This is a genomic window from Streptomyces sp. HSW2009, assembly GCF_040240285.1.
In the GTDB taxonomy this organism is placed as follows: Bacteria; Actinomycetota; Actinomycetes; order Streptomycetales; family Streptomycetaceae; genus Streptomyces.
In genome coordinates this window covers 1-9,565 of the sequence record NZ_JBEHZD010000295.1, presented here as the reverse complement: position 1 = coordinate 9,565, position 9,565 = coordinate 1, and the positions used below count along the sequence as shown (strand labels likewise).

The following is a 9,565-nucleotide window of genomic DNA, read 5'->3' as shown; positions in this document are numbered from 1 at the left end:
CCAAGGAGGAGTTCGCCGCGCTCGGGGTGCCGTTCGGCGAGCGCGGGCGGCTGACCGATGCGTGTTTGAGCGTGTTGCGGGAGGCCGGGGTGACGGCGGGCGCGGCGGAGGCGGGGCGTACGGGGCCGGGGCCAACGGGGCCGGGACGTACGGAGTCTGCTGGGGGCGCGGTGGGTGTGGCGGGTGTGAGTGGTGGGGCGCCGGTGCCGGTGTGGGTGGGTGGGCAGAGTGCGGCGGCGCTGCGTCGGGTGGTGAGGTTCGGGGACGCCTGGCATCCGCTGCGGCTCTCGACGGCGCGGATGCGCACGATCCTCGCGGAGCACGCGCTGCCGGGGTTCGCACCCCGTATCGCGCTGCGGCTCACGGACGCCCCCGTCGACGATCCCGCGCGGCCGGCCGGCGTCGGCACCATCGAGCAGGTCCGCGACGACCTCGAACAACTCAGGCTGCTCGGCGCCGAAACCGTCGTGTTCGACCCGTACCACGGAGATCCCGCGGAGACCCGCCGGCCCGAGCCGGCCTGGCGGGCGCTGGCCGAGGTGGCCGAGGTGGCAAAGCACTGGAGGGCCGCAGCGTGATCGAACCCGCCGACGAGGCATTGCTGCGCCGGGCCATTGACATCGCGGCCCGCGCCGTCACCCTGGGGGACGCGCCGTTCGGTTCGCTGCTCGCCGGCCCGGACGGCACCGTCATCGCCGAGGCACACAACACGGTGCGGCGCGACGACGACATCACAGCCCACCCCGAGCTCAAACTCGCCCGCTGGGCAGCCGGCCGGCTCGACCGGGAGACGGCCGCCGGCACCACCCTCTACACCAGTTGCCAGCCGTGCGGCATGTGCGCCGGCGCCCTCGCCCTGTCCGGCGTCGGCCGCGTCGTGTACGCCCTGTCGACCTCCCAACTGGTGCAGCTCGTACCGGTGTTGGGTTCGTGGTCGGCGGTGCCGCAGGACGGACCCGGGTTGTTCGACGAGGCGCGCGGGCCCGTCGAGACGTACTTCGGGGAGCGCTGAGGCGGGCCGGTCCCCCGGGGCCAGCCGCCCCAAGGCCGGGCTCGCTGCCCGGGGCCAACCATCCCGGCCCCACCCGCCCCGTATACCGTCGGGTACGAGGCAGCGCGCCGGCCCGGCCGCCCCTCGCCCCGGACCGGGAAGGACAGCCAGCGTGAGTGACACGGGTTACGACGAGTTGGTCGCCGAAGGGTTGACGACGCCGTTCGAGGGGTGGGACTTCGGGGTGTTCCAGGGGCGGTACGCGGAGGTGGGTGACGCGGACCTGCCGTGGAACTACCCGGAGTTGGTGCGCGAACGGCTGGCCTCGGCCACCGCGTTGCTCGACCTCGGGACCGGCGGGGGCGAGGTGTTGGCCGCCTTGCAGCCACTGCCTGCCAGGACCGCGGCCACCGAGGGGTTCGCGCCCAACGTACCGGTGGCCAGGGAGCGGCTCGAACCGCTCGGCGTCGAGGTCGCCGAGGTGGGTGACGACGACCTGCTGCCCTTCGCCGACGACGCGTTCGACCTGGTCGTCAGCCGGCACGAGTCGTACGACCCGGCCGAGGTGCGGCGGGTGCTGCGGCCTGGCGGGGTGTTCGTCACCCAACAGGTCGGTGGCGGCGACCTGGCCGAGGTCAATCAGGCACTCGGCGCCCCGGCGCACGGCTACGCCGACTGGGACCTGGCCGCCGCGGGCGGGCAACTGCGCGCCGCCGGTTTCACCGTCGACTGGCAGCAGGAAGCCCGCCTGCCCGCCACCTTCCACGACGTCGGGGCACTCGTCCTCTTCCTCCGCATCACCCCCTGGCACGTACCCGACTTCACCCCGGACCGGTACGCGCAACGGCTGCGCGCCCTGCACACCAGGATGGTGGCGGGCGAGCCGCTGCGGGCACACAGCCATCGATTTGCGCTGGTGGCACGGCCTTAGGTGGTAGTGGGTAGCCGTGGGGTGGGAGGTGGGTTGGCGGGGTGGGTTGGCGGGGTGGTCGCTCGGTGGGTTTGCTGCTTGATGGGTTGATGGCCCGGTACGTGGTTGGGTTGCCGGCGAGTGGTGGGTTGCTCGGTGAGTGGTTGGGGCGAGTGGGTGTGGTGCGGTGGGGGTTGGGGGTGCCGGGGGTAGGTGGTTCGGGTCGGGGCTTCGTGGAGGAGGGGTTCAGGTGAAGGTGGCTGGGTCGGATGCCGTCGGGCCGATCGACCGCGCCTTCCTGGCGCTCGCCCGCTACCACCAACCCACCACCGGGTTCCTGCTCGACTTCGCGGGACCGGTGCCGGAACGGGCGGCGTTGGCGGAGCGGGTGGTGCGGCGTGCGGCCGGGGTGCCCGCGCTCAACCTGTTGCGTCCGGTGGGACGGGCGCGGAGCTGGCGCCGACGGCGTACGGAGTTGGTCCCCGAGGTGCACGTGCGGTGGCGGGTGGGGCTGCGGGACGCGGCTGAACTCGCCGCCATGACCGACGAGTTGCTGAGCCGGCCGCTGCCTGGGGCCGAGCATCCACCCTGGGACGTGTGGGTGTTGGGGTTGGATGCGGGCGCGGGCATGGGTGTGGGGGGGGGCTCAGGCACGGGCGCAGATGCGGGGGCGGGCGAGGGCGCGGGGTTTCGGGTGTTGTTGCGGGTGCACCACGCGGTGCAGGACGGGGGGGGGGCCGCCCACTCCGCCTTGGCACTGTTCGGCGACGAACCCGCCGCGGGGCCGCACCTGTACCCGCCCGGCCCGCCGACGGTATCGGGGGCACTGCTCGCCGCCGCGGACGCGGCCCGCCAACTGCGCGCGTACGGCGGCCCCCGCGACTGGCCTGAGCTGCGCGTTTCGCCGACCGGCCGGACGGGGTGGGTGGGCCGTGACGTACCGCTGGCCCGGTTGCGCGAGCTGGCCGACGCGGCCGGCACCAGCGTCAACGACGTGGCGCTGGCCGGACTGGCCGGGGCGCTGCGCGACTGGCACGGCGGTGGCGCCGCGGCCGGGCGCAGTGAGCTGCCCGTGGTGGTGGCGATGTCCACGCGCGGCCCGGCCGAACGGTACGCGCCGGGCAACCACGTGGTGGGCCACCGGCTGGTGCTGCCCACCGCCGCCGGGCGGCTGCCGGACGCGCTGGCCGCGGTGCGGCGGCAGACCGACGCCGTACGCCGCACCCACACCCGCGACGTACGCCGGCTCCTGGTGCGGATGTTGCCACACCGAGCTGGCGAGTTGGCGATGACCGTGGTCAAGAACGCGGTCCCGATCGGCGCCAGCTCGGTCACCGTCGCCGACACCCTGCACTGCCTCGGCGCGCCGCTGACCGGCGCGTCGATGATCTACGACGTCCACGACGGGCTCCTCGGATACGTCTCGTTCACCCGGGCGGCCGAGGTCCTGCGGTGTGGTCTGGTCTACGACACGGCGCTGCCGCGGGCCGCGGAGTTGCCGGGGTTGTGGCAGCGCGTGGTGGGGGCGGCGTGACGGATTCCGCGCCGGCCGCGCCACCCGCCCGGCCCACGGCAACCGACGCGGAGTGAGCCGGCTGCACGGGGAGCCCGCCGAGAGGGGCAGGAGAGGGCCGTCCCAGAACAGGCGAGCGGGGTAAGAATGCCCCGCAGCAGAACGGCCACGGAGCGGACTTAGTGGGGCGAAGAGCCCGGCAGATCCAGCAGCGGCGGCCGAAGGGCGCCCTAGTGGTGAGCGCGTATGCGACGTACAAAAGGCCCATGACCGCAGACGCTTTCGAATCACGCGACGTGTCCGACCTGATCCGCGCCAACCGCGACAACTGGGACGCCCGTACGCCCATCCATGTGAACAGCGCGTTCTACGGGCTGGGCGACGTCGACGGCGGCATCGAGTGGTTCGCCGACTTCGAGTGGGCCGACATAGGCGACCTGGCCGGCCGCGACGTGCTGCACCTCCAGTGCCATCTGGGGACCGAGACGCTCGCCTTCGCCGAACGCGGTGCCGCGCACACCGCCGGGCTCGACTTCTCCGGCGCGGCGATCGAGGAGGCGCGCCGGATCGCAGAGCGGGCCGGGCACGAGGTCCACTACGTACAGGCCGATGTGTACGACGCGGTGGCCGCGCTCGACGGGCGGCGGTTCGACGTGCTGTACACCGGCAAAGGCGCCCTGCACTACCTACCTGACCTTGGACGTTGGGCCGAGACCGCGGCCTCGTTGCTACGCCCGGGCGGCTTCCTTTACCTGGTGGAGTTCCATCCGGTGCTGCACGCGCTCGGTTCGGTGCCGACGCCCGGCGAACAGTTCCTCCGGCTGCGGCAGGACTATCTGGGCGGGCGGGGCGCGCAGCGCATGGAGGTGGCGCACACCTACACCGACGGGCCGCCGCTCGCCGAGGCGACCACCTGCTACGAGTGGCGGCACGGGCTCGGCGACATCGTGACGGCCCTGCTGGGGGCCGGCCTCACCGTCGACCTGCTGCGCGAGACGGACCTGCTGCCCTGGCCGCGCTTCGACGGCATGGAGCGGACCGCGCAGGGCTGGTGGCGGCTGACCTCCGAACACCCCAAGATCCCGCTGATGTTCGCCCTGCGGGCGCGCGCGGCGGGCTGAGCGAGCGACCGGCCCGGCCGATCGGGGCGCGGGTGACCCCGCTCGGCCGGGCGGCGGCTAGGGCAGCAGCCCCACCACCGTCGACCCGTACCCATCGCCCTCGGGCCACAGCACGGCGCCGCCCTGGCTGGCGACCAGGGCGAGCAGATCGGCGCGGGGGCGGGAGGGCAGCAGAACGGCGCGGTGGGCGGCGGGCAGGAACCGGCCGTAGTCAGCCAACTGGCCCACCGCCATCCGAACGTTCTCCCTGGTCACACTCCCCTTGGCCTCGACCAGCAGGCCGAGGTCCGGCGCGTACAGGTCGGTGAACAGGGGGCGGCTCTCGCCCGGCGGCAGTATCTGGTGCCGGTGCGCGGCGTGCCCGTGGCGCGCGAGGTGGGCGCTGAAGTGGGCGACGAGCCGCGCCTCGGCGCGCTCCGCCTCGTACGGTTCGCGCCGGGGCTGTACGTAGCTGCGCTCGCTGGTGGTGGACTCCAGCGGCACGGCCGTCACCGGGTCCGGCGCATCGGCGTGCAGCCGGCCCAGCGTGGTCGTGGGCGGCTGCGGCGCGGTGTCGACGGGCCGCAGCCGGAAGACGATCACCTTGCGCAGCGGCCCGTCGTCGGTCTCCGGCGCATCCGCCTCGTACCAGGGGTTCTCCGGGTCCACGGCGAACTCGCCGCGGTAGGTCACGACGCCCCTGGCCCCCTCGAAGACCCGCAGCGCCCGGCCCTCCTCGCGGTGGCGCAGGACGGTCGCATTGCCGGAAACCATCCGCTGGTCGCCGCGCTGACCCTCGCCGGTGTAGTGGAACAGGCCGTCCGGCATCCAGTCGTCGTAGTAGCCGTGTTGCTCGCCGGCGGCCGGGTCGGTGAAGACGAAGACGTGCGGCGACTTGGCCGACGGCCCGATCCCGCCCTGCGACCGGCCGCCGAAGCGGGCGTGCAGCTCCTTGCGCGCGATGGCCTCGCCCGGGCGCAGCGTCCAGGGAACGTCGGCGGGCGTGCCCTCGGCGGCGGACGGGCCGGTCTCCGCGGGTGCCGGCTCGCTGGGCTTGGTCATCTCGCTCCCCCTCGTGCGGTGCGCTGGCCCTGGCCCCGGCCCTGCGCTCACACCGACTCTGCCACGCCCCACTGACAATCCCCGCGGCGCGGCGGGCCGGCCCGTCAGCCCTGGGCCGGCGGCGGTACGAGGCGCAGGGCCATGTCGTGCGGGGTGGTGGTGGGGTCCGTGGCCGGGTGGCCCGACGGGTGGCCGGAGGGGTGGCCCGACGGGTGCTGCGACGGGTGGCCCGACGGATGCTGCGCGGGGCGCTCCTTCGGCTGGTTGCCGGGGTGGTCGGTGTGGGTGGCCGGCTTGGGGTCGCCCACCGGGTCGACGGCGGCGCCCACCCCGTACGCGGTACCGAACGTCGCGGCGAGCGCGGCGACGAACGTGGCCACCTTCAGTCCTGTGTTCATGGCGGGCTCCTTCGGGAGAGGTGTGCTGCGGGTTCGGGCGGGTCCGTATGCGTTCGTACGGGTGCGTTCGTACGGGTGCTGCGTGCTGGTGCGTGTGGCCGGGTGGGCCTCATGTGACGCGGGTGATGCGGGCTGTACCGGTGTTGCTGCCGTGCTTGCCATACGGGGTCATACGGGGTCGTACGGGTTCTGTATGCCGTGCTTGTGCTGCGTGCTGTCGTGCGGTGCGCCTCGTACTGATGCGCCCCATGCGCGGCGCGCCTCGTACGTGATGCGCCTCGTACACGGGTGCCTGTCGCGCCCACCCGCGGCGCCAGCCCTCGTACGCGATGCAGATGACGCCCGCCTGCGGCGCCGGCCGCCCCACGTGCGGACCTACTCCGCGGGGCCGGATTCCGGTCCCGCTGCGCGCTGTCCGCCCTGTTGAAGATACCCCCAGGGGGTACATAGTCAAGCGGGCGCCGGCCTTGCACCCGGCGTGCGCGAGGCGTATACCTAGAAGGGCGAGGGATACCCCCCAGGGGTATTGATCAGTCGTAGCGGACCAGCCGCTGTGGGGCAGCCGCCCCACCGGGCACGAGGAGTGGACGATGACCAGCACGGTGACCGAGCCGGCCGAGGTTGAGCTCGCCATTGGCGGGATGACCTGCGCCTCGTGCGCCGCCCGGGTGGAGAAGAAGCTCAACCGGATGGACGGGGTCAGCGCGACCGTCAACTACGCCACCGAGAAGGCCAAGGTCAGCTACGCCGACGGGGTCACCGTCGCGGACCTGGTCGGCACCGTCGAAGCCACCGGCTACACCGCCACGCCACCCGCCCCGGCCCGCCCCCGGCGCCCGGTCGGCTCCGGCCCGTACGACGCGTACGCCGCAGGCGCAGGTGCCGACGCCGGCAGCGTCGGGGCCGGCACCGCGCCGGCCAGGTCGCCGGGGCCGGGCGACCCGGACGGCGGCGGGCCCGATCCGCTCACGCCGCTGCGCCAGCGGCTGATCACCGCGGTGCTGCTGGCCGTGCCGGTGATCGTGCTCGCGATGGTGCCGGCCTGGCAGTTCGAGTACTGGCAGTGGCTGTCGCTGACGCTCGCCGCGCCCGTCGTCACGTACGCGGCCTGGCCCTTCCACCGGGCGGCCTTCACCAACGCCCGGCACGGCGCGGCCACCATGGACACGCTGATATCGGTCGGCACCAGCGCCGCGTTCCTGTGGTCGGTGTGGGCCCTGTTCTTCGGCACCGCGGGCACCCCGGGCATGACCCACGGGTTCGACCTGACCGTCGCCAGGACGGACGGCGCCGGCAACATCTATCTGGAGGCGGCGGCCGGCGTCACCGCGTTCATCCTGGCCGGGCGGTACTTCGAGGCCCGCTCCAAGCGGAAGGCGGGGGCCGCGCTGCGGGCGCTGATCGAACTCGGCGCCAAGGAGGTCACCGTGGTCCGCGGGGGCCGCGAGGAGCGCATCGCGATCGAGGACCTGGCGACCGGCGACCACTTCGTGGTCCGGCCCGGCGAGACCATCGCCACCGACGGCGTGGTCATCGAGGGCAGCTCCGCGGTGGACGCGTCCGTGCTGACCGGCGAGTCCGTGCCGGTGGAGGTCGCGGTCGGCGACGCGGTCACCGGCGCCACGCTCAACGCGGGCGGCCGGCTGGTCGTGGAGGCCACCCGGGTCGGCGCCGACACCCAACTGGCCCGGATGGCCAAGCTGGTGGAGGACGCGCAGAACGGCAAGGCGGCGGCGCAGCGGCTCGCGGACCGCATCTCCGCGGTCTTCGTCCCCGTCGTCATCGCGCTCGCCATCGCCACCCTCGGCTTCTGGCTCGGCAACGGCGTCGGGCTGACCGCGGCGTTCACCGCGGCCGTGGCCGTCCTCATCATCGCCTGCCCCTGCGCGCTCGGCCTCGCCACGCCCACCGCGCTGATGGTCGGCACCGGGCGCGGCGCCCAACTCGGCATCCTCATCAAGGGCCCCGAGGTCCTGGAGACCACCCGGCGCGTGGACCCCATCGTTCTGGACAAGACCGGCACCGTCACCACCGGCACCATGACCCTGCTCGCCACCCACACCGCCGCCGGCACCAGTGCGGAACAGGCGCTGCGGCTGGCCGGCGCCCTTGAGCACGCGTCCGAGCACCCGATCGCCCGGGCCATCGCCACCGGCGCCACCGAACGCGTCGGCGACCTGCCCACCCCCGAGGACTTCGCGAACGTGCCGGGGCTCGGCGTGCAGGGCGTCGTGGACGGCCACGCGGTACTGGTCGGCCGGGAGAAGCTGCTGGCCGAGTGGGCCATGGAGCTGCCGGCCGACCTCGCAGCCGCCAAGGCCGCGGCCGAGGCCGGCGGCCGGACCGCGGTCGCGGTGGCCTGGGACGGGCAGGCGCGCGCCGTCCTCGAAGTCGCCGACGCGGTCAAGGACACCAGCGCCGAGGCCATCACCAGGCTGCGCGCGCTCGGCCTCACCCCGATCCTGCTCACCGGCGACAACACGGCGGTGGCCCGTTCCGTCGCCGCCGAGGTCGGCATCGACGAGGTGATCGCCGAGGTCATGCCGGAGGACAAGGTCGACGTCGTCAAGCGGCTCCAGGCCGAAGGCCGTTCGGTGGCCATGGTCGGCGACGGGGTCAACGACGCCGCGGCCCTCGCCCAGGCCGATCTCGGCCTCGCGATGGGCACCGGCACCGACGCCGCCATCGAGGCCGGCGACCTGACGCTGGTACGGGGTGACCTGCGGGTGGCGGCCGACGCGATCCGACTCTCCCGGCGCACACTGCGCACCATCAAGTCCAACCTGTTCTGGGCCTTCGCCTACAACGTGGCCGCGCTGCCGCTCGCCGCGGCCGGCCTGCTCAACCCGATGATCGCCGGCGCCGCGATGGCCTTCTCCTCGGTCTTCGTGGTCGGCAACAGCCTGCGGCTGCGGAGCTTTAAGGCTGCGCAGTAGGGCAGTAGGGGGTGGCTTGGAGTGCGGGGGTGGGTGCGGGTGCGGGAGTGGCTCGCGGTGCGGGGCCGGTGGGTGGGGTGCCGGGTGAGGGGGGGGTTGTTAGGTCGGCGGGGCCCGTGGGGCTAGTGGGGCCGGTAGGGCCAGTGGGGTCGGGAGGAATCCCGACCCCACTGGCGTGTGTACGGGGGAGGTCGCCCGGGCCGGGGCGGGTACGGGAGGGGGTGGCCAGGCTGGAGTGGGTACGGGGGATCGCCCGGGGCCGGGGTGTTGACGCGGGCAGGCGCCCTCGTGTTGGTGTGTGTACGGGGGGCCGTCCGGGCCGGGGTGCGTACGGGAGAGGCCGCCCGGGCTGCGGCGGTTGGGCCACCGCCGGGCCACTCAGAACAGGCCGAATTAATCATATGAACTGCATTTCATTGCGCAGGCGACAATAGACGTCCTTTTCGTTATCCTCGGGACACGTAACGTTATCCTTCGTGACCCGGAGGAAACGTTTCCCACTGCACCCGGATTCGCCATTCCACTCGACCTTCCGCGGCTCGAAGTCGGGCCCGCGCATCCCCTTCCGGCCACCCCTCCCGGAACCCGACGCGTAACGCATTCGCGTAAGCCCACCCAGCCGTTCCACCGCCCGTTCCACCCCGGGCGCCGGGCC

8 protein-coding genes are annotated in these 9,565 nt (G+C 73.6%); 6 read left to right on the top strand and 2 right to left on the bottom strand.

Translation table 11 applies throughout. The features are described from left to right. From AAHZ94_RS20960 to AAHZ94_RS20940, 5 genes are all read left to right on the top strand, one after another. Window positions 1–578, top strand: a 578-nt coding sequence (locus tag AAHZ94_RS20960; RefSeq protein WP_502964728.1) for an LLM class oxidoreductase, incomplete at its 5' end; no start/stop codon positions are given. Further along, the gene (locus AAHZ94_RS20955; RefSeq protein ID WP_349994519.1) at window positions 575–1,012 is read left to right on the top strand and encodes a nucleoside deaminase; all 438 of its coding nucleotides are present in this window, start codon (window positions 575–577) and stop codon (window positions 1,010–1,012) included. The genes AAHZ94_RS20960 and AAHZ94_RS20955, both read left to right, overlap by 4 nt. A gap of 151 nt (window positions 1,013–1,163) precedes the next feature. After that, window positions 1,164–1,922 carry a class I SAM-dependent methyltransferase gene (locus AAHZ94_RS20950; protein ID WP_349994518.1) on the top strand — a complete coding sequence of 253 codons (759 nt, stop codon included), beginning with the start codon at window positions 1,164–1,166 and terminating at the stop codon, window positions 1,920–1,922. A 229-nt stretch (window positions 1,923–2,151) separates the two neighbouring features. Further along, window positions 2,152–3,435 carry a WS/DGAT/MGAT family O-acyltransferase gene (locus tag AAHZ94_RS20945; RefSeq protein WP_349994517.1) on the top strand — a complete coding sequence of 428 codons (1,284 nt, stop codon included), beginning with the start codon at window positions 2,152–2,154 and terminating at the stop codon, window positions 3,433–3,435. A gap of 245 nt (window positions 3,436–3,680) precedes the next feature. Next, a complete protein-coding gene (locus tag AAHZ94_RS20940) occupies window positions 3,681–4,535 on the top strand; it encodes a class I SAM-dependent methyltransferase (protein ID WP_349994516.1) in 855 nt (284 codons plus the stop codon). Window positions 4,536–4,592: 57 nt separating this feature from the next. On the opposite strand, the gene AAHZ94_RS20935 is transcribed toward AAHZ94_RS20940, so the two are convergent. Continuing rightward, entirely contained in the window at window positions 4,593–5,576 is a 984-nt protein-coding gene (locus tag AAHZ94_RS20935) for an SRA domain-containing endonuclease (protein WP_349994515.1), read from the bottom strand. Between the two features lie 104 nt (window positions 5,577–5,680). Then, window positions 5,681–5,974, bottom strand: a complete 294-nt coding sequence (locus AAHZ94_RS20930) for a hypothetical protein (RefSeq protein WP_349994514.1) — start codon at window positions 5,972–5,974, stop codon at window positions 5,681–5,683. A gap of 590 nt (window positions 5,975–6,564) precedes the next feature. Between AAHZ94_RS20930 and AAHZ94_RS20925 the strand changes: the two genes are divergently transcribed. Beyond that, window positions 6,565–8,910 (top strand): heavy metal translocating P-type ATPase, encoded by a 2,346-nt coding sequence (locus tag AAHZ94_RS20925; protein ID WP_349994513.1) that lies wholly within the window; start codon window positions 6,565–6,567, stop codon window positions 8,908–8,910. Window positions 8,911–9,565: the final 655 nt, after the last annotated feature.

What these genes read in the sequence shown, in the direction of transcription:
- AAHZ94_RS20930 (WP_349994514.1), bottom strand. Translation starts at nt 5,974, where the DNA reads ATGAACACAGGACTGAAGGTGGCCACGTTCGTCGCCGCGCTCGCCGCG.
- AAHZ94_RS20940 (WP_349994516.1), top strand. Translation starts at nt 3,681, where the DNA reads ATGACCGCAGACGCTTTCGAATCACGCGACGTGTCCGACCTGATCCGC.
- AAHZ94_RS20925 (WP_349994513.1), top strand. Translation starts at nt 6,565, where the DNA reads ATGACCAGCACGGTGACCGAGCCGGCCGAGGTTGAGCTCGCCATTGGC.
- AAHZ94_RS20935 (WP_349994515.1), bottom strand. Translation starts at nt 5,576, where the DNA reads ATGACCAAGCCCAGCGAGCCGGCACCCGCGGAGACCGGCCCGTCCGCC.